At 69.7% G+C, this 18,323-nt stretch carries 16 protein-coding genes; 9 read left to right on the top strand and 7 right to left on the bottom strand.

Translation table 11 applies throughout. The features are described from left to right. Positions 1-682, bottom strand: a 682-nt coding sequence (locus tag VKZ50_08445) for an SDR family NAD(P)-dependent oxidoreductase (protein HLJ59747.1), incomplete at its 3' end; no start/stop codon positions are given. A 263-nt stretch (positions 683-945) separates the two neighbouring features. Here VKZ50_08445 and VKZ50_08440 point away from each other — a divergent pair. From VKZ50_08440 to VKZ50_08415, 6 genes are all read left to right on the top strand, one after another. After that, positions 946-1,503 carry an isoprenylcysteine carboxylmethyltransferase family protein gene (locus VKZ50_08440; GenBank protein ID HLJ59746.1) on the top strand — a complete coding sequence of 186 codons (558 nt, stop codon included), beginning with the start codon at positions 946-948 and terminating at the stop codon, positions 1,501-1,503. A 128-nt stretch (positions 1,504-1,631) separates the two neighbouring features. Beyond that, the gene (locus VKZ50_08435; GenBank protein HLJ59745.1) at positions 1,632-2,873 is read left to right on the top strand and encodes a sugar ABC transporter substrate-binding protein; all 1,242 of its coding nucleotides are present in this window, start codon (positions 1,632-1,634) and stop codon (positions 2,871-2,873) included. Continuing rightward, on the top strand, positions 2,855-3,763 hold the full coding sequence (locus VKZ50_08430; protein HLJ59744.1) for a sugar ABC transporter permease: 909 nt from the start codon (positions 2,855-2,857) through the stop codon (positions 3,761-3,763). The genes VKZ50_08435 and VKZ50_08430 overlap by 19 nt, the downstream gene beginning before the upstream one ends. A 52-nt stretch (positions 3,764-3,815) precedes the next feature. Further along, positions 3,816-4,616: a carbohydrate ABC transporter permease gene (locus VKZ50_08425; protein ID HLJ59743.1), complete on the top strand. Its 801-nt coding sequence runs from the start codon at positions 3,816-3,818 to the stop codon at positions 4,614-4,616. Further along, complete coding sequence (locus VKZ50_08420; GenBank protein ID HLJ59742.1) at positions 4,613-6,088, top strand: DUF4127 family protein; 1,476 nt, start codon at positions 4,613-4,615, stop codon at positions 6,086-6,088. The genes VKZ50_08425 and VKZ50_08420 overlap by 4 nt, the downstream gene beginning before the upstream one ends. Further along, positions 6,085-7,137 (top strand): GNAT family N-acetyltransferase, encoded by a 1,053-nt coding sequence (locus VKZ50_08415; protein HLJ59741.1) that lies wholly within the window; start codon positions 6,085-6,087, stop codon positions 7,135-7,137. The genes VKZ50_08420 and VKZ50_08415 overlap by 4 nt, the downstream gene beginning before the upstream one ends. Here VKZ50_08415 and VKZ50_08410 read toward each other — a convergent pair. After that, a complete protein-coding gene (locus VKZ50_08410; protein HLJ59740.1) occupies positions 7,127-7,429 on the bottom strand; it encodes a cyclic-di-AMP receptor in 303 nt (100 codons plus the stop codon). The two genes, VKZ50_08415 and VKZ50_08410, sit on opposite strands and share 11 nt — an antisense overlap. Before the next feature lie 227 nt (positions 7,430-7,656). Here VKZ50_08410 and VKZ50_08405 point away from each other — a divergent pair, with 227 nt between their 5' ends. After that, on the top strand, positions 7,657-9,024 hold the full coding sequence (locus VKZ50_08405) for an SAF domain-containing protein (protein ID HLJ59739.1): 1,368 nt from the start codon (positions 7,657-7,659) through the stop codon (positions 9,022-9,024). A 126-nt stretch (positions 9,025-9,150) separates the two neighbouring features. Here VKZ50_08405 and VKZ50_08400 read toward each other — a convergent pair whose 3' ends face one another. The 3 genes from VKZ50_08400 to VKZ50_08390 all read right to left on the bottom strand — a co-directional run bounded on the left by VKZ50_08400 (position 9,151) and on the right by VKZ50_08390 (position 11,865). Next, complete coding sequence (locus VKZ50_08400; GenBank protein ID HLJ59738.1) at positions 9,151-9,450, bottom strand: hypothetical protein; 300 nt, start codon at positions 9,448-9,450, stop codon at positions 9,151-9,153. Positions 9,451-9,926: 476 nt separating this feature from the next. Further along, a complete protein-coding gene (locus tag VKZ50_08395) occupies positions 9,927-10,949 on the bottom strand; it encodes a hypothetical protein (GenBank protein HLJ59737.1) in 1,023 nt (340 codons plus the stop codon). A gap of 199 nt (positions 10,950-11,148) precedes the next feature. Beyond that, on the bottom strand, positions 11,149-11,865 hold the full coding sequence (locus VKZ50_08390; protein HLJ59736.1) for a YoaK family protein: 717 nt from the start codon (positions 11,863-11,865) through the stop codon (positions 11,149-11,151). A gap of 148 nt (positions 11,866-12,013) precedes the next feature. On the opposite strand from VKZ50_08390, the gene nagZ reads away from it, so the two are divergent. Continuing rightward, positions 12,014-13,573 (top strand): beta-N-acetylhexosaminidase, encoded by a 1,560-nt coding sequence (gene nagZ / locus VKZ50_08385; protein ID HLJ59735.1) that lies wholly within the window; start codon positions 12,014-12,016, stop codon positions 13,571-13,573. On the opposite strand, the gene VKZ50_08380 is transcribed toward nagZ, so the two are convergent. After that, a complete protein-coding gene (locus VKZ50_08380) occupies positions 13,514-14,764 on the bottom strand; it encodes a ribonuclease H-like domain-containing protein (GenBank protein ID HLJ59734.1) in 1,251 nt (416 codons plus the stop codon). The genes nagZ and VKZ50_08380 overlap by 60 nt on opposite strands. Then, positions 14,751-17,006 (bottom strand): DEAD/DEAH box helicase, encoded by a 2,256-nt coding sequence (locus VKZ50_08375; protein ID HLJ59733.1) that lies wholly within the window; start codon positions 17,004-17,006, stop codon positions 14,751-14,753. Before VKZ50_08375 ends, VKZ50_08380 begins: the two co-directional genes overlap by 14 nt. Positions 17,007-17,229: 223 nt before the next feature. Here VKZ50_08375 and VKZ50_08370 point away from each other — a divergent pair, with 223 nt between their 5' ends. Next, on the top strand, positions 17,230-18,207 hold the full coding sequence (locus VKZ50_08370; protein HLJ59732.1) for a hypothetical protein: 978 nt from the start codon (positions 17,230-17,232) through the stop codon (positions 18,205-18,207). The last annotated feature ends 116 nt before the right edge of the window (positions 18,208-18,323 follow it).

Raw genomic sequence — 18,323 nt, 5'->3', positions numbered from 1 at the left:
CGCCTCCGAGATCGTCGGGGCGGCCCCATCGGCCGGCCGGGATCCGCGCCAGGATCGCGGGGTTCCGCTCGGGGTCCACCTGGAGCGGCCGAGTCAGGTCGGTCGCAATGTAGCCTGGCGCGATCGCATTGACGTTGATCCCGTGGGGCGCCCATTCGTTCGCCAGCAGCTTGGTCAGTTGGCCCACGGCACCTTTGCTCGCCGTGTACGCCGCGATCAGGATGCCGCCCTCGAAGCTCATCATCGACGCGAGGTTGACGATCTTCCCGCGCCGACGCGGCAGCATCTGGCGGGCCGCGTCCTGGCACAGGCGGAACACCGCGTGCAAATTGACCTGGAGCACCTGGTGCCACTCGCCGGGCGTCACGTCCACCGCGGGCTTCCGTCCGCCGATCCCGGCGTTGTTCACGAGAATGTCCACGCGCCCGAAGGCGCGCGTCGCCTCTGGGATCACGTGATCCACTTGCGCGGGGTCGCCCAAGTCGGCGGCGATCGTGACGCACCGGCGCCCCATCTGCTCGACCTCCGCCGCCAGTTCGGTCGCCGCGTTGCGGCTCACGGCCACGATGTCCGCGCCGGCCCGCGCGAGCGCCGTGGCGAGCCCCCGGCCGATGCCGCGCCGCGCGCCGGTCACAACCGCGACGTCGCCGCTCAGATCGAACAGGCTGGTATCGCCGGGCATGTGCGTCGCCTCCCTCGCCGATCGCTGTCGCCCGGGATCGCGCACGCACGTGCCCGGCCGTTTCTCCGCGTCGGTTTCCGAGGACTTTTCGCACCTTCGCGCCGGTCCTCCCCCTCGTTGCGGCGCGCGCCGGCGGCGCGACACAGGCCCGAGTCCCGCCGGACACGCCGCAGCCGCGGCGAAGCTGTTGTCACGAGCGCCCGGGGAGCATAAGCTGATGAGGTGGTTCTGGCCGCGGTCATCAAACGCACAAGGGGAGCAGCATGCACCCCCTGATCTTCGTCTGGCTCATCGATGCGTTCTGGCTCGTTCTCGTCATCTACTTGACAGTGTCCGCGATAGGCGTCAAGCCGGAAACTCAAGGCCACCTGGTCCAGAGCGTTGGTCTCCTGTTCGCCATTGTTGCCGCGTTCGTGCTTCCGCGTTTTGCGATATTCCACTTCCTCAACTTCGCCCCTGTCGCCCCGGCGCTCGGTTGGATCGGCGTCGTGTTGTGCGCCGCAGGTATGATCGTTCTCGTCCGGGCGCGGCAGCATCTTGGGCGAAACTGGAGCCAGACGGTCTCCGTCAAGCGAGGACATGAACTCGTCACATCGGGTCCATACCGCTACGTACGGCATCCGATGTATGGTGGAGGCTTGGTCGCGTGCATCGGTTCGGCGATCGTCGGCGGCGGCGCGTGGGTCTTTCTCCTCGTCATCCTCGGGACGCTCTTTCTCTGGCGCATCACCGCAGAAGACAAGCTCATGACACAACAGTTTCCGAACGACTACCCCGACTATAGGCGGCGGACAAAGGCGCTGATTCCGTTCGTCTGGTAGTCAATCCACCGTCGATGTCGCGATGAGGTAAACGGACGGAAACCGCAAACTCCGACCCCATGAGGAAACCAAGAGGCGGCGACCGCAGGTGAACCTATCGACACCACGAAACTAGACCTGGTGCCACCATGAGACGCAGCCTCGCCGCCGTAGCGCTTGCGCTCCTCCTGAGCGTCGGGACCGCCGCCGGGAATCCCCGCGCCCAGCTTGAGTTCTGGACGATCTCCCTCCAGCCGTTCTTCACGGGCTACGTTCAAGGGGTGATCGCGCGCTATCAGGCGGCGCACCCGGACGTCGCCGTCCGCTGGATCGACGTCCAGCCCCAAGCCGTCGACCAGAAACTGCTCGCGTCGATCGCCGGCGGCGTGAGCCCCGACGTCGTGAACCTCAACACCGAGGGGACCCTGCGCTTGGCGGAGGCGCGCGCGCTCGTGGACATGGACGCGGCCGTGCCCGCCGACGTCCGGGCGCGCTACTTCCCCAACATCTGGGCATCGCTTCGGTACAGCGGGCGGACGTACGGGATTCCCTGGTACGTCGTGCCGAACGTCCTCGCGTACAATCGCACGCTGTTCGAACGCGCGGGCCTGGATCCGCAGCACCCGCCCGCGACCACGGACGCGTTCATCCGCGACGCCACGGTCATCAAGCAGAAGACCGGCGTGTACGGGTTCATGCCGAACGTGGACGGGGTCCGCATGCTCGCCGTTTTTCAGGAGGAAGGCCTGCCGATTTTGAGTCCCGACCGCCGGCACGCCGTGTTCGGCGGCCCCGCGTACGTCGCGCTCCTGGCGGCGTACGTGGACCTCTACAAGCACGACATGTTTCCCGACGATACGCTCCAGCACGGGTACCTCGGCGCGACCGAGCGGTACGCCGGGGCGCGCCTCGGGATGCTGACCACCGGTCCCCAGTTTCTGCTGCGCGTGAAGAACGACAGCCCGGACGTCTACAAGGACACGCTCGTGGCTCCGGCCCCCCACGGGCGGGGCAACGTCCTCGACCTGCCGACGATGGCGCTCGTCGTGCCGCTCGCAAGTCGCCACCGCACCGAGGCGGCCCAGTTCGCGCTGTTCGTCACGGACGACGACAACCAGCTCGCGTTCGACCACCAGGTGGTCATCTTCCCATCCACGCGGAAGGCCGCGGCGGACCCGTTCTTCGCGCGCGGCGGGGCGACGCCCGAGGACCGGGCTCGGGTGATCGCGGCGCGGGAATTGGGAGTCGCGCGGGATCTCACCGTGGTGGTTCCGCACAGCGATGAACTGTTCCGCGTTTTCAAGGACGCCATCGAGAACGCGTTCTACGGTCGGATGACGCCGCAGCAGGCGCTCGCGTGGGCGGCCCACGAGTGGGACGGCCGGCTGTAGGCGCCGCCCACCGCGGGATGGCCGTCCGTCGCACGCTGATCGCTTATCTGTTTCTCTTTCCCGCGCTATTGCTGCTCGGCGTGTTCACGTTCTACCCCGTGGTGTTCGGGACCGCGCTCAGCCTGTTCGAATACGACGTGATCTCGCCGCCTCGCTACGTCGGCGTCTCGCAGTTCCGGGCGCTGTGGACCGACCGCTACTTCTGGATCGCGCTCGAGAACAGCCTGAAGTACCTCCTCGTCGTGCCGGTGCTGCAGTTCTGCTCGATCGTGCTCGCGCTGTGGGTGCGCCGGCCGCTCCGCGGCATCGGGTGGTTTCGCGCCGCATACTACGTGCCCGTCGTCACGTCGATCGTGGTCGTCGGGCTGTTGTGGCGATGGCTGCTTGACGAGTCGGGCCTCGTGAACTACGCGCTGCTCAAGCTCGGGGTGATCCACGCGCCGGTGCACTGGCTGACGAACCCCGCGTTCGCCTTGTACGCGGTAATGTTCGTCACGCTGTGGAAGGGCCTCGGGTACTACATGGTGATCTACCTCGCCGGGCTCGAGGCGATCCCGGCGACCTACGAGGAGGCCGCCGCGATCGACGGGGCGGGTCCGACCACTCGACTGCTGCGGGTGACGATCCCGCTGCTCCGTCCCAGCATTCTGCTCGCCGGCACGCTGTCGGCGATCTCGGCGCTCCGGGTGTTCGAGGAGATGTACGTCATGACGGGCGGTGGCCCGGTGTACTCGACCTACACGATGTTCTACTACATGTTCGACCAGGCGTTCGGCTCGCTCCACCTGGGGTACGCCGCGGCGCTCGGCGTCGTGCTGGCCGCGGTCACGGTCGTTCTCGCCGTCGCGAACTTCCGGCTGCTGCGGCAGGGAGGGCTCACCTATTACTGACACCCGCACGGGGACCGCGGCGTCCCCAAGCCGCCGCCGGCGATCCGGCGGCGTGGTCCTATCGTACCTCGGGCTCACCGCGCTGGCGGCGGTGACGGTGTTCCCGCTCCTGTGGCTGCTGGCCACGTCGCTCCGCGCCACCGGCACGATTTTCGCGTTCCCGCCGGTCTTGATCCCGCGACCGGCGACCCTGGAGAACTTCGCGGGCGTGCTGAGCACGATGCCGTTCGCGCGCTTCTTCGCCAACACCGTGTACATCACGGGCGTCGGCATCGCGCTCACCCTGCTCGTGAGCGCGCTCGCAGGGTACCCGCTTGCGCGGATGCGGTTCCCCGGGCGCGACGCGATCTTCTATGCGATCGTCGGCAGCCTGATGCTCCCGCAGCACATGGGGCTGATCTTGAACTTCGTGACGCTGATGCGCCTCCACCTGATCGACACCTACGCGGCGGTGTACCTGCCGAGCGCCGCGAGCATCTTCGGGATCTTTCTGCTGCGCCAGGCCTACCTCGTCGTTCCGCAGGAGATCGAGGACGCGGCGCGGATCGATGGCGCCGGCGAGCTCCGCTTGTGGGCCCAGGTCATGCTGCCGCTCGTCACGCCGGCGCTCGCGACCCTCGCGATCGTCGAGTTCACCGGGTATTGGAACGCGTTTCTGTGGCCGTTGATCGTGCTCAAGTCGCCCGACCACTACCCGCTGGCCGTGGGCCTCTTGTATCTGTCGGGGTTGTTTGCGACCAATACCCGGTACATCGCCGCGGGCGCCGTGCTCATGACCGTGCCCGTGATCGTGCTGTTCCTCTTCCTCCAGCGGTACTTCCTCCGCGGCATCATGCTCGGCGCCGTCAAGTGAGGGTCGCGTTTCTCCCCCTGGACAACCGCCCGGTGACGCGTGACGCGTTCCTCGCGCTCGCGGCCGCCGCGGGGCTCGACGTCATCACGCCGCCGCGCGAGCGGCTCGGGGACCTCAAGCGGCCCGCCGATGTCGACGCCCTGTGGGAGTGGGTCCAGGGCGACGGCAGCGACGCGGACCTGCTCGTCGCCTCGGCCGAGCTCCTCGTGTATGGCGGGCTGGTGCCGTCCCGCATCGGCCGCGAGCCGCTCGACCGGTGCGTGGCGCTCGCCCGCCGGTGGCGCGAGGCCCGGCGGTTGGCCCCCCACCGGCGGCTGTTCCTGACCGCCAGCAACATGCGGCTGCCGTCCACCGCCGACAGCTCCGAGGAGCCGGACTATTGGGCGACGTACGGTCCCGACATCTTCGCCCACAGCTACCACGCCGATCGGTACGGCCGCACGCACGACCCCGAGTCCCAGGCCCGCGCGGCGGCCGCTCGGGCGGCCGTCCCCCCGGCCGTGCTCGCGGACGTCCGCTGGCGGCGCGCGAGGAACCTTGCCGTGCTGCTCGTGCTCGTGGACCTCGCCGCGGACGGCGTGCTGGACGCGCTCCTCGTGGGGCAGGACGACGCGGCGGAGTACGGCTGGACCCGGCGCGATCTCGGCGCCGTGGAGACCGCGGTGCGGGAGCGCGGCGCCTCCTCCCGCGCATGGGTGACGTACGGGACCGATGAACTCGCGGTCCGGCTGCTCGCCCGCGCCGTCGTCCAGGCCCGCGATGCGCGCCCGCGCGTGCGCGTCGTCTACTCGCACCCCGACAACCTCGGCGCGATCCCCCGCTACGAGGGCCAGGGGGTGGACGCCACCGTCACGTCGCACGTCGAGACCGCAGGATGCCGCCGGACCGCCGGCGAGGCGGACCTGGCCCTGTTCGTCCACAACTTCCCCGGCGCGCAGCAGGAGGCGCCGCACCAGCGGCCCTACGACGCGCGCGCCCTCGACGCGTTCCTGGACGCCCTCGCCGAGGCCGCGTCGCGGGGGCCGTGCGCGCTCGCCGACGTCCGATACAGCAACGGGGCCGACCGCACGCTCGTTGCGCGGGTGCTCGGATCGCCGTGGCCACGCGGCCTGCGCGCGTACGGCGGATGGAACACGCTCAGCAACACGCTTGGCATGGCGCTCGCGCAGGCGCTGGTCGCGCGGGGCGACGCGGGGCGCGAGTTCACGGTCCTTCGGCTGCTCGACGACTGGGCCTATCAGGCCGATATCCGGCAGCGCTTGGCGGTCGAGGTCCTGCCCGGCCATCCGGAGGCCTCGCCCCAAGATCTCGGCGACGCGTATCCGGCGTGCCGGGACGCGGCGCGCGCGTGGCTCGTGCGCGAATTCATCCCGCCGATCGAGCGCTGCCTCGGGTGCGCGATCGAGCTCCACCGTGTCGAGTTCCCCTGGCGGCGCCTGTTCAACATCGAGCTGGGGCTCCGGGTGCGGTGACGCGTTCAGTCCGCGGCGTCGTCCGGGTGTCTCCCTTTACACCGTCGACGGTGCCGGACCTCGTCGAGGTCTGGAACGCCGCGGCGGGCGATACGTTTCCGCTGCGTGAAGCGCTCTTCCGGCAGAACACCGTGGACGACCCGCATTTCGACCCCGTGGGCTGTCTCGTGGGGCGCGCCGTGCAGTCCGATCTGGTCATCGGTTTTTGCCTCGCCAAAGTCGCCCGCGTGCCGCTCGGGGCGGACGGGCTCCGCGCCGACCGCGGCTGGATCAGCATGCTGGCCGTCCGTCCGCACAGCCAGCGGCGCGGCGTCGGGACGGCGCTGCTCAGGGCCGGCGAGGCGTTTCTGCGGGCCCGCGGCCGGCGCCGATCGGTGCTCGGTGGCGACCCGGCGCATTTCTTCCCCGGCGTGCCCGACGACACCGGCGCGGCGCCGTTCTTCGCAGCCCGAAGCTACACGCTGCGGGGCGACGCCTACGATCTCCGGCGCCGGCTGCGCGACTACAAGACCCCGGCCGCCGTGGCGGCGGTCCGCTGCGCCAATCCGGACCTGGAGATCCGGCCTCTCGAGCCGCGCGACCGCACCGGCCTCCTCGCGTTCCTCGACGCGACGTTCCCGGGCCGATGGCGCTACACGGTGGCGCGGTTCCTCGACGGCGGCGGGCCGATTGGAGACGTGATGGGTATCGTGCGCGGGAGCGTGGTGCTCGGCTTCGCCCACCTCTTCCCGCCCGACGCCCGGTGGCTCGGTCCGAGTATTGCCTGGTCGCCGGTGGACCCCGGCGGCGGGGCCGCGACCCGCGTCGCGGGACTCGGGCCGATGGGCGTGTCGCCGGCGATTCGGGGCCGCGGTCTCGGCCTCGCGCTCCTCGATCGCTCGGTGGCGCACCTCGCGGCACTCGGCGCCGACGAGATGGTGATCGACTGGACGAACCTCCTGGGCTTCTACGGAAAACTGGGGTTCGCGCCGTACCGGCGGTATCGGGCCGGCGCACGGCGCCTCCGCCCGGCCGGTCGACGCCCTGCCCGGCCTGGGCTTAGTCGGTGAGCACCGACTCGGTCGTGCCCGCGTCGACCCGGACCAACCGATCCACCTTGAGCACGAAGGCGATGCCGCCGTCGGTGGGCCCGGCTGGCTCCCGCGAGGGACGCGTTCGCGTGATCACCTGGAGCGCGTCATCGACCTGGGCGTCCTCCGTCCCGATCAGCAGGGTCACGTTCCCCTTCTTCAAGAAGCCGCCCATGCTGGCGAGCTTGGTGACCTGCAGTTTTGCCGCCACCAGCGCCTCCATTACGACCGGTGCGTCCCGCTGCGTCACGACGGCAAGAATCAGCTTCATCTCAGTCGCATCATACGCGCGTTCCGGCTTCGGCTGCAAGGCGAAACCGCGTTCGACCGTCCGCGCCGACCTCCCCTCGCCTGACCGTCACGCCCACGTAGAGGACGTCAATGAGCCTGCGTGCGCCCGAAAGATGGACAGGCGCAGATGCCTCGCCGTCGGCGCGACCGACGGGCAGGGCCTTCTGGACTCCTTCAGGAAGTTGGGGGCACGGGAGGGCAACGTCCATGAATCTGCATCAGCGTCTGCTCGAGCGCGAGGCGGCGGGCACGCCGCTTCGCGTCGCCCTGATCGGCGCCGGGAAGTTCGGGTCGATGTTTCTCTCGCAGATCCGGCGCACCCCCGGGCTGCATCTCATCGGCGTCGCGGATCTGGCGCCCGAGCGTGCGCGGGCGAACCTGCAGCGCGTCGGCTGGCCCGCGGAACGCCTCGCCGCGCGTTCCCCCGGCGACGCCGTAGATCAGGGCACGACGTGGGTCGGGGATGACGCGACGGTGTTGATCCAACATCCGGCGGTTGATGTGGCGATCGACGCGACCGGTCATCCCCCGGCCGGCATCGCGCACGCGCTCGCGGCGATCGCCAACGGGAAGCACATCGTGATGGTGAACGTCGAGGCCGACGCGCTCGCCGGCCCGTGGCTCGCCCGCAAGGCCAAAGCGGGTGGGGTCGTGTACAGTCTCGCGTACGGCGACCAACCGGCGCTCATCGTCGAGCAGGTCGACTGGGCCCGCACGTGCGGATTCGAGGTGGTCGCCGCGGGGAAAGGCACCAAGTACCTACCGGCTTACCACCAGTCGACGCCGGAGACCGTGTGGACCCACTACGGTCTCAGCGCGGAGCAGGCGCGGCTCGGCGGCATGAACCCGCAAATGTTCAACTCATTCATCGATGGGACGAAGTCGGGCATCGAGATGGCGGCCGTGGCGAACGCGACGGGCCTCACACCGGCGCCCGACGGGCTGCGCTTCCCGCCGTGCGCCATCGATGACCTCCCGCGGGTGCTGCGTCCCGAGACCGACGGCGGTGCGCTTCGCCACAAGGGGCAGGTCGAGGTCGTCTCGAGCGTCGCGCGGGACGGCACGCCGGTGCCGCGCAATCTGCGGTGGGGCGTGTACGTAGTATTTGAGGCGGCGTCCGATTATGTCAGGCGGTGTTTCGCCGAGTACGGAATCGCGACCGACCCCGAGGGTCGCTACGCCGCGCTGTACCGGCCCTCCCACCTCGTCGGACTCGAGCTCGGCGTCTCCGTCGCCAGCGTCGGCCTCCGCGGCGAGCCCACGGGCGCGCCCACGGGATTCCGGGGCGACGTCGTCGCGACCGCGAAGCGCGACCTCGCCGCCGGCACGCTGCTCGACGGTGAAGGCGGGTTTACCGTGTGGGGCAAACTCCTGCCGGCCGCCGAGAGCCTCCGAGTGGGCGGCCTGCCGATCGGGCTCGCGGACGGCGTCACGCTGCGCCGCGCGGTCACGAGCGGGGCCGTCGTGCGATGGAGCGATGTCGTGGTGGACGAGAGCAGCGAGCCGGTGCGGGTGCGCCGCGAGATGGAAGCGATGTTCGCCGCCGACCTCGGAGGACCGGCGTCGACGACCTAGACGCTCAACGCGCCGGCGCGTCTGACGCGGGAACGATGACGGCCGCCCCGGCGAGCGCGGGGAACCGATGGGGCGTTGCGCCGTGCTGGGATGGGATCCCCGGGTTGGATGATGTGGACCGCCCCGCTAGCCAGCGCCGAATCGCTCGGGTTCGAGACGCCGCAAATCCTCGATGAATCCGGTCGTGTCCGGCGGATTGATGATGAACGAGCGTACCCACCCGCTGCGGCGGCGCAGCACGACGAAGCGGGACGGCCAGAAGTTGCACCAGTGTTCGTTCCACAGCGGCACGCGAAGACCACGCGCCTGCTCGACCCGCTCGATGTCGCTCACGAGGATTCGCCGCACGACCCATGAGCCGATGCGCACCTGGACCTCCGTCGGCGTCACGAGGAAGTTGAACGGTCCCACGGTGTCGCTCCGCATGTTGCATGGATCGGCGAGCGTTCCGACCAAAAAATCGGGAGGCGCTCGTCCAACCGGCTTCTCACCGTCTTCGGCCCTCGCCGCCGGTGCCTACTGCCCGTCAGCCGTTCTCCGGGGTTACCCCCGAAGTACACTTGACCAGCTTTCGGCGTCCACGTGCGCGAGCGTTTGAGTCGGCTCACTCGCCGGAGGGCTTGCGCCTCCACCATTACTTATAGCATGCCCCCGCGCACCGGGCAATCCGGAAACTCCGTTCGCGCGATTTCGGGACAATGTGGCTAGTATCGTGTGGATAACCGACACGAGGTACCCGGTGACCCCGCGCGCGCCCGGTTCGGCGGACCATTCCCGCGCGAGTGGGATCAGCTGCCCCGCTCCGCTCGTAGGAACGCGTCCAGGGCGGCCCAACCGTAGGCGACTTCCTCGGTCCGCTGTCCCGATGATCACACGCGTCGGGTACCCCACAAATAAGGGACCTACGGTCCGACCATCGTGCGCCACAGCCGAGCATACACCGGCCGCCCGGCCGCATCGATCGGCGTCCGCGCATCCGCCGCCACGCTGCCGTGGTATGCGTTCGCGATCGCCGGCAACACGGGCGCGGCGGGGTTGAGACGCGGCGGCAGCGTGACGACAAACTGGTGGGTGCCGCGCGGCGGGATCGGCCCGTCGGCAACCACGGGCGTTCCGGGGATCCCGAGCGTCGTGTAGGCGGCGAGCAGCGCCGCCGCACCGGCCTCATCGCGATGCACAACACCGTACCACCGGTCGGACGGAGTGGCGCTCGGCGCCGAGAGCCACGGCGCCATGCTGTGCGTCGCCACGACGTAGTCGGCGGGCCCGGACCACAGCACGACCCTGGCCACGGTGTGGGTCTTGGCCAGGAACGCCGCCATGCCTGCTCCCTGCGAGTGGCCGCCGATCGCGACGAGGTCCCATGCGACACGGCCGTTGAGCAGGAACCGGTCCCACCCGTCTGCAGGGTGCTCCTGCGCAAGATACGCGAGCAACTTCTCGAGCCGGTTCTGAAGGCCGTCGGCCGGAGCGACGATCACGCCGTCCGCCGCGCCCCCCAGGATCCGAACGGTGCGGACGCGGGCGCTGCAGCCGGGGTTGGGATTCCGCAGGCAGATCTGCCCGACCGCGCTGGCCTTCGGGTCCAAGGTGTCGTCAGCATACTCGAGCCCGATCGCCTTGTACCCCGCGCGCGCGGCCTCGTCCAAGATCCGTTGATACGCGACCGGGCGGCCCCAGGTGCCTGGAAGAAACACGAACAGCTTCCCGTTCTGCGGGACCGTGCGATCGTAAACCACGTCGTGATCCCGGAGGAAGCGGACGATCTGGGGATCCGTCTCGCGCGGCCGCACGCGGTACACGACGCGTCCAGGATCGGCCGCTAGTGGGCTGCGGGCACGCTCTGCCCCCGTGGATGGGCGGTCGTTGGCCGCGGCGGCGCGCCGCAACACGTCCCACGGGGCGACGAGCGGTTGGGGCCACACCGTCGTGGCCGCGAGGCTGCAGGCGAAGACGGCGCACAGCGTTGCGCAGGCGACACACCCGACCGCGCGGCGGCGCGCCCTCACCCCACAAGACAGACGAGTCGTCGATTCTCCTTCCGCGGCGGCGCCCTGTCGCCGCTTCGGGCACGACGATCTTAGCGCCTGCGGCCAGCCCGATAGTTCCTCGGGGGCCGCGACCTCACCGGCCGCCTGACGCGCCGGTTCCCCAGAGGTCCCAGACCGCCATGCTCGTCAACACGGCGGTCGGTGCCGCGAGCGCCCACAGACCCCAGCGGAACTCCGCAAACCCGCCGGTGAGCGCCCCGGCCAGGTACGATCCCCACACACCCGCCAGGAGCGCCGTGCCCCCTTGACGCGCGCGGCCCTCGACGCCTTGACCGCGGCGTCTTGCGCCGGTCAGCAAATCCGCCGCCACGTCGGTGGCCAAGCTGGTCAGCGTTCCGGTCACGTACGTGGTGGAGATCCGGTGTTCGCCCACCCGGCGCACCGCCGCGCTCTGGATGCCCATCGCGATGCTGAACAGCGCGATCAGCGCGAGCGCCCCGGGGGCCTCGACCGTCCCGCGCGCTCGTCCGAGGGCCGCGTCCCAGTACGCGAGGCCCGCGAGGAGCGCCGCGGCCTCTGCGGCTAGCAGACCCGCCAGCCGAATCTGACGCCGTGCCGCCACCCCGGCCAGCGTCGCGCCGACAAAGAACAGCGCGAGCGCAAGCAGAGCGCGTCCGGCAGCGCTCCACCGCCCTTCGCCGGCGAAGATGCCGAGCAGGACGGTGTTCCCGGTCATGTTCGCGGTGAACAGCCCAAGCGTGAGGTAGCCGACCGCGTCCAGGTACCCTGCGGAACCACCGAGCAGCAGAGCCACCCGGCGTCTCGGTGTCATGCGCTGCGCGGGGGGCATCGCCACGATGGGTCCCTCCGTCTCGCTACGGATTCGCCGGCGGGCCCGACACGCGCACCGGCGTATGGGATTCCCAGCACCGGGCGAACGATTCCTGCTCACGGGGCACGTTGACGCGTGTCGTGGTTCGAGAGTATCATGCAACCCGATGGACGCGCACGCCTCGATCGGTCAACTGTTCATGGTGGACTTCACGGGCTACGTCCCGAACGCCGACGTCGTCCGGTTGATCGAGCGCGAGGGCGTCGGCGGTGTGATCCTGTTCGTCAAGAACGTCGATTCGGCACACCAGGTAGCCGCGCTCACGAACGCGCTGCAGGAGATCGCGACGGGGGCCGGACACGCGCCGCTGCTCGTCAGCGCCGACCAGGAGGGCGGACCCGTGACCCGCCTCCCCCGGGAAGCCACCCACTTCCCGAGCGCGATGGCGTTCGGCGCGGCCGCGAGCGAGGCGCTCGCGGCGTCGGCCGCCGGCGTTACGGCCCGCGAACTGCGCGCGGTCGGGATTCGCATGAACATGGCCCCGGACGTGGACGTCAACAACAACCCCGCGAACCCCGTCATCGGCGTCCGGTCGTTCGGCGAGGACCCGCGGCTCGTCGCGCGGCTCGGCAGCGCGGTGGTCCGCGCCACGCAAGCCGCCGGCGTCCTCGCGACGGCGAAGCACTTTCCCGGGCACGGCGACACCGCGACGGACTCGCACCTCGATCTCCCGGTGGTGGCCCACCCGTCGGCGCATCTGGACGCGATCGAGCTCCCACCGTTTGTGGCAGCGATGCGAGCGGGCGTCGGCGCGGTGATGTCCGCGCACGTCGTCTATCCGGCGCTGGACCCGGACCGGCCCGCGACGTTGTCCCCGCGCGTGCTCGGCGTGCTTCGCGAACGGTTCGGGTTCTCCGGCCTCATCGTGACTGACTCGATGGCGATGCGCGCGATCACGGACCGGCTGTCCCCCGGCGACGCGGCCGTGCAGGCGATCCTGGCCGGCGTGGACATCGTGCTCGCATGCGGGCCCGTCGCGGCGCAGCAGGAGGCGATCGACGCGGTCCGACGCGCGGTCGCCGACGGGCACATTCCCGCGTCGCGCATCGCGGAGGCCGCCGCACGGATCGAGGCGGCGAAACGGCGGCTCGGCCTCATGGAGCGGGCGACCGTCAACCCGGACGAGGCCGCCTCAGAGGTCGGGGCGTCAGCCCATCGCGACGTTGCCGACCACGCCGCGGAAGCGGCGGTCACGCTCGTGCGCGGCGGCCGGTCGGCGGTCCCTCTCCCCCCCGGCCCGATCGCAGTGGCGGTGCTCGCGGACGCGGCGTCGGGTGTGCCCGAGCGGCTCGCGGCCGCGTTACGGGCCGTCGGGCGGGAGGCGGTCCCCGTCCCGCTCGGCGCCGACGCGATCCCGAGGGGCAGCGCGCTGGTGTTGGTGGTCGGACGGGACGTCGGAAACGGCGGGACCGCGGCGGACACGCTCGGCACGATCGTGCGTCGTGCGGTCGCCGGAGGGCCGGTCGCGGCGGTGGCGGTGGGCGTCCCCTACGGGCTCGCGCGTCTCCCCCGCGACATCGGGTGCCTGGCCGTGTACGGGTCCGACCCCGCGTCGCTCCGCGCCGCGGCACGAGTGCTGGCCGGGACTCTCCAACCCCGCGGGCGCCTACCCGTCACGCTCGCCGAGCCTCACGAGTCGCACCCGGAGACGATCGGCGAGGCGTGACAGCGCGGCAGGGTCTTTTCCGAGCAGCCCCCTGATTCCGGCGGGAAACGACTCCGCGATCGAGAGCGCCTCGCGCGTGGCCGCCAGCGCACCCGCGAGATCACCGCGCTTCGTGCGCGTTTTCGCGACTTCCTCGAGCACGTGCGCGCGCAGCCGGTCGGGTTCCGTCCAGGTGGCGGCCTCGGTCTCCCACCGCCTCCGGGCGGCGTCTGCGTCGCCTGCGGCCCGGTGGGCGCGCGTGACTTTCTGTAGCACCCGCCACCGGTCGCCGGGCCGATCGGTGGCGTCGAGCGCCCGCTCGAAACACTCGATCGCCGTGGCGTGCGCGCCCCGCCGGCCCACGAGCACGCCGGTCCCCTCCCAGTCGAGCGGCACCCCGGCGTCATGCGGCGAGCGCAGGATCCGCGCGACCTCTCCGTGCAGCAGCACCAACGCGAGCAGATCGGACCGGTTGTGGACGAGGATCGGGTTCAACGCGGAGCGGTCCGTGTCGCGGAGATACCGAACATAGATCCCGGGAATTTCCCATCCGGGCACGTCATCGTACCGCGGCGCGCCCAACACCTCGGCTTCAAGCGCGCTCAAGCGATGCGTCCCGAGCACGCGATGCCACAGGCGGCGAGCCGGATGGATCAGATCCGTGTGCACGACGAACGCGGCCGGCTGTTGCCGCGCGAGCACAAACCGGGCTTCGATGATCGGCCAGTCGAACCGCTGGCCGTTGAACGTGACCAAGCGCCGCGCCCGCCCCAACCGTTCCGCCAACGCCGCGAGGAGATGGCGCTCGGCGGAGAGGCGCCTGAGCAACAGTTGCTCGATGACCAGCCGATCGTCGTCAAGATACGCGAGCCCCACGAGGAACGCGTACGTCCCGGTGCCCCCGGCCAGGCCGGTCGTCTCGGTATCGAGCCAGACGGTGTGCGCCAAGTCGTCCACGTCGGCGAGCGTGCGGAGCGTGTCGCCCAGGACGCACCGTCCGTGCCGGTGCCCGCGTCCGAACGTGGCCCGCACCACTTCGACGCCGTCGCCCACCGGCGCCGGGCGCGCGACGGAGGCGATCGGCGCCGGCGCGCGGCTCGTCGTGGCGGGAGGTGCAGGGACGCGCCCCGCGCCGCCTACGCCGAGGCGCCGCAGCCGCTCCCGGACGCTGTCCGGCGCGGTCGTGGGAAGCGCGGGCTCAGGCGGGCACACAGACATGCTGGAGGAGATGCAGCGTGCGCCGCTTCGCCTCCGGGCCGAGCTCAAGGACGGGACCCACGCACGACGGGCACCCCTGCGCGCAGCCGCAGCGTTCGACGAGCGACGCCGCGGCGTCCAGCAGTTCCCCGCGTAGAGCGAACAACCGTTCCGCGAGGCCGACGCCGCCGGGGACCTCTTCGAACAGGGTCACCGTCGGCTCGCCCGTGTGCGGCGATCGAATCTCCACGGTGGAGCCGAGGTCTCGCGGGTCGGTCATCAGGTAGAGGGGCGCAACGTTCTGGAGCGCGTGCGCCACACCCAACAGCGCACCCTGGAGCGCGTCGGTGTCCATCTCGGGGACCCGGCCCCGCGGGAACACCCACCACGCTGCGGTGGTGTGCAGGGTCGTCTCCGGTAGGTGGATCGTCCCGAAGCCAACGTTCTCGTGCGTGGCGAGCCGCAGCTTCTTGAAGATCGTCGGCCGGAACGTCACGGCCGCCTCTCCGTGGGCCGCGTCCCGTTCGTGCGCGAACTCTTCCAGCACCCGCACGCCCACCGCGATCTGCGCGTCGGTGTAGTAGTCGACGTCCACGCGCCGGACGTACGCCTTGCGCTCGTCCCAGTCGAGGCGGTCCACGTGGAACTGTTGTCCCAAGTGGATGTAGATCGCGTCCTCGTGCACGAACGCCGGCGCGGACGGGAGGTCAATCTCGCCGATGACGCGCGGCCGGGGCTCCGTCGTGTCAATGATCACGACGTTCTCCTCGCTCGCGCTCCTGAGGCTGATCCCCTCGGCAGGGTACGCGTCGGCCACGTAGTGCCAGGCGTCGGCGTCGTGGTGCAGCACGCCCTGCTCCTCCAGGTACGCCAGGATCTCGGGCAGCGTGCTTGGACCGAACGTCTCGCCGTCGCGCACCGGCAGCTCGAACGCCGCGCACTTCACGTGGCTGGCCAGCACGAGAAGGTTGTCGGGGTTGATTCGAGCCTCCTCGACGGGCTGGTCGAACAGATAGCCGGGATGCGTCGCGATGAACTGGTCGAGGGCTCCGCTCGTCGCGACGAGCACCGCGAGCGAGCGGTCGGCTCGGCGTCCGGCACGCCCCATCTGCTGTCGCGTGCTCGCTATCGTCCCCGGGTAGCCGACGAGCACGGCCGCCGAGAGCTGGCCGATGTCGATGCCGAGCTCGAGCGCGTTGGTCGCCGCCACGGCGCGCACCGCGCCGCTGCGGAGCCCGGCCTCGATCTTCCGCCGCTCGTTCGGGAGGTAGCCCGCCCGATATCCGCAGATCGCGTCGGGATCGAGGTGGTGGCGCCGGGCGGTCTCGCGCAGGTATGTGGTCAACAGCTCCGCCCGGAGCCGTGTCCGCGCGAAGAAGATCGTCTGGACGCGGCCCTTCAACAGTTCCTCGGTCAGCGCGACCGACTCCCGCACCGCGTCCCGCCGAATGCCGAGCGCCGGGTTCACGACCGGCGGGTTGTAGACCGCGATCGTGCGCTCGCCGCTCGGGGCCCCGCTCTCGTCCAGTACGGTCACGGGCCGGCCGATCAGACGCGCCGCGTGTTCGCCGGGGTTGCCGATCGTCGCCGAGCAGCAGATGAACTGCGGGGTGCTCCCGTAGAACCGGCAAATGCGCATGAGCCGTCGCAGCACGTTCGCCAGGTGCGATCCGAACACACCCCGGTAGTGGTGCAGCTCGTCGAGCACCACGTACCGGAGGTTCTCGAACAGGCGGAGCCACTTCGTGTGGTGCGGCAGGATCGCGGTGTGAAGCATGTCCGGGTTTGTGACCACGATGTGCCCGGCCGCGCGGATCGTGCGGCGCGCGTCGCCGGGCGTGTCCCCGTCGTACGTGTATGCGCCGATCTCGACGCCGAGTGCCGCGATAAGCTGCTGCAGTTCGTCCACCTGGTCAGCCCCAAGGGCTTTCGTCGGAAACAGGTACAGCGCACGCGGCCCGCCCCCGCGGAGGATCGCGTCGAGCACGGGGAGGTTGTAGCAGAGCGTCTTGCCGGAAGCCGTCGGGGTGACGACGACGACGTCGCGTCCCGCGCCGATGTCGTCGAATGCTCGAGCCTGATGCGTATAGAGCCGGCTGATGCCGCACCCGGCGAGCGCCTGGCGCAAGCGGGGGTCAACGCCGCCCGGAAAGTCAGCGTATTGGGGAGGCTTCGCCGGAAGCGTGTGCCACGCCGTGAACTGCGGCGCGAAACGAGGACGCGTTCGATAGGCGTCGAGGATCTGCTCCAATGTCATGCGTCGCCCCCTGGTGCGTTCACCGGCGTCATGATGATGCGCGGATCACCCGCGACAGGCTTCAGCGCAGGCTAACAGCTGTTCGCGAACGCACGTTCGTCCTCGGCCCTCGCGAATCCTCCCGCGACGCCCGGAGATCCCACGCGGGCACGCTTGCTTGTGAATCGAAGAACCAGAGCCACCGCGTCGAAGGCCACGCCCACATCAACAAGGGGAGACCGCGATGCGGAGATTCGGGGCCATTGTGATGGTCTGCATCCTGTGTGGCGTTCGCCCCGGTCACGCCGGTCAGGCCGGCGGCGTCGTCGTTGGGGTGAATGTGTACAACGAAGGATTCATCTCCCGCACCGCTCAGGACGTGGAAATCGCGCGGTTGGCGCAAACCGGCGTGAAGATCATACGGACGAGTCTCGGTGCCAACACGATCTATTTCATCACCCAGGCGTTTCAGCACGGCATAGGTTCCGTGGTGATCGTGTATCCCTTCAATGGGTCCAAGGCCACGCTGAAGGGGCCGTGGGCAGAAATCCCGCTTTCGGAATCCCACCCACAGGGGTTCCGCGAGTGGTTTCAACCACTGCTCGACGAGTTGGAGACGGCCGGCGTGCGTCTCACCGCCATTGAGCTTGGCAATGAGATCGACACCTCAGGCTACAACGGTGATCTTGCCGACCCCGGGGGCGGACGCGTGCTGGGCATATCGGACCTCAACAATCCCTATGATCCTGAAGCGCACGTAGTCGCCGGCGGATATCGAGCGTATCTCGAGGTCATGGCGGCGCTGCAGGTTGTGCGGGACCATTCCAAACTGAACACGGCCACGCCCATTCTCTTGGCTGGCTTGGCGGATTGGGGGCTGCCGTCACCCACGCCCTGGGACAGGAAGGTGGGCGTGAGTGTCCCGGATACGAGTCAGTTTCTGCGTCAATACGGCATGGACAAACTGGTTGATGGTTATGGCGTGCATGTCTATGCGAACGGCGATCCGCGCAGGTCGATCTCGGCACGCATTTCGGAGCTTGAACAGAAGAAGATTTTCGCGGAGTGCGGACCAGGCACCAAGCCGTGCTGGCTGACGGAATGGGGGTTCGGCAACCCCGATCAATCCTGTCCGCTCAACGACGAGAAGCGGATGCAGGCGATTGAGGCCGAGCGCAGTGCGTTCAAACAGTTTATGGGTAGTGTCAAGTCTTTTGTGTAAATTCCCGTGAGGGAGAGCGTCTCGCCTGGCGTCTGTTCGTAGCCTGGAAGATCGCATAAACAATGCGCTCGCAACTGGCGACGTTGGTGAAGCACGTCATCGGACGCGTGCGGCGG

The organism is bacterium (assembly GCA_035295165.1).
In the GTDB taxonomy this organism is placed as follows: Bacteria; Sysuimicrobiota; Sysuimicrobiia; order Sysuimicrobiales; family Segetimicrobiaceae; genus JAJPIA01.
This window is presented reverse-complemented; position numbering and strand designations above follow the sequence as displayed.

Excerpts from the sequence above, each read along its gene's own strand:
- VKZ50_08400 (HLJ59738.1), bottom strand. The coding sequence starts at position 9,450 with ATGCGGAGCGACACCGTGGGACCGTTCAACTTCCTCGTGACGCCGACG.
- nagZ (HLJ59735.1), top strand. The coding sequence starts at position 12,014 with ATGGACGCGCACGCCTCGATCGGTCAACTGTTCATGGTGGACTTCACG.
- VKZ50_08370 (HLJ59732.1), top strand. The coding sequence starts at position 17,230 with ATGCGGAGATTCGGGGCCATTGTGATGGTCTGCATCCTGTGTGGCGTT.
- VKZ50_08375 (HLJ59733.1), bottom strand. The coding sequence starts at position 17,006 with ATGACATTGGAGCAGATCCTCGACGCCTATCGAACGCGTCCTCGTTTC.
- VKZ50_08435 (HLJ59745.1), top strand. The coding sequence starts at position 1,632 with ATGAGACGCAGCCTCGCCGCCGTAGCGCTTGCGCTCCTCCTGAGCGTC.
- VKZ50_08440 (HLJ59746.1), top strand. The coding sequence starts at position 946 with ATGCACCCCCTGATCTTCGTCTGGCTCATCGATGCGTTCTGGCTCGTT.
- VKZ50_08410 (HLJ59740.1), bottom strand. The coding sequence starts at position 7,429 with ATGAAGCTGATTCTTGCCGTCGTGACGCAGCGGGACGCACCGGTCGTA.
- VKZ50_08405 (HLJ59739.1), top strand. The coding sequence starts at position 7,657 with ATGAATCTGCATCAGCGTCTGCTCGAGCGCGAGGCGGCGGGCACGCCG.
- VKZ50_08390 (HLJ59736.1), bottom strand. The coding sequence starts at position 11,865 with ATGCCCCCCGCGCAGCGCATGACACCGAGACGCCGGGTGGCTCTGCTG.